The following is a 575-nucleotide window of genomic DNA, read 5'->3' as shown; positions in this document are numbered from 1 at the left end:
ACGGCGGCTACAAGGCGTCATTCCAGCAAGGCGTCACCGAGATCGGATGCGCGGCTCATGCACGCCGAAAGTTCTTCGAGTTGCACGCCAACCACAGCAGTCAGGTTGCGGGGCACGCCCTGCCGTTCTTCTCAGCGCTCTACGACATCGAGCGTGACGCAGCAGAACTGAATGTGGATGAGCGATACCGCCTTCGCCAGTCACGGGCCAAACCGGTTTGCGACGCCTTGCACGAATGGCTGACCAAGCGGCGCAAGCTCGTATCCGACGGCTCCGGCATTGCGAACGCTTTGGATTACAGCCTGAAGCGCTGGGGAGCGCTTACGTGCGTATTTCGGGGAAGTTGAACGCCCGTTTCGGTGAAGTCGAACAGGCCAGGAGGGAGGTGCTGCGTAGTGCTTAGATTGTACTGCGCGTGTTCGAGATCAGGCTACTTTTTGATCAGGTGCGTTCTTCTTGCGCATCGAATCGCCCTTCAGCGGGAGCTTGTGAGCCTGATGGACGAGGCGGTCGAGGATTGCGTCGGCGAGAGTCGGGTCTTGCAGCCAGGCGTGCCAGTGGTCAAGGGGCAATTG

At 59.8% G+C, this 575-nt stretch carries 1 protein-coding gene and 1 pseudogene; one reads left to right on the top strand and one right to left on the bottom strand.

Annotated features, from left to right (window positions below; all coding sequences use genetic code 11):
• Positions 1-326, top strand: a pseudogene (locus M3I53_RS38075) (transposase); the annotation flags it as partial.
• Positions 327-425: 99 nt separating this feature from the next.
• Here M3I53_RS38075 and M3I53_RS38070 read toward each other — a convergent pair.
• Positions 426-575 (bottom strand): ATP-binding protein (locus M3I53_RS38070; protein WP_254320822.1); only part of this gene is annotated, 150 nt, incomplete at its 5' end.

This window comes from Paraburkholderia sp. CNPSo 3272, from assembly GCF_024206495.1.
Lineage (GTDB): Bacteria > Pseudomonadota > Gammaproteobacteria > Burkholderiales > Burkholderiaceae > Paraburkholderia.
The sequence above is the reverse complement of the archived record's forward strand: the minus strand, read 5'-3'. Positions and strand labels throughout refer to the sequence as shown.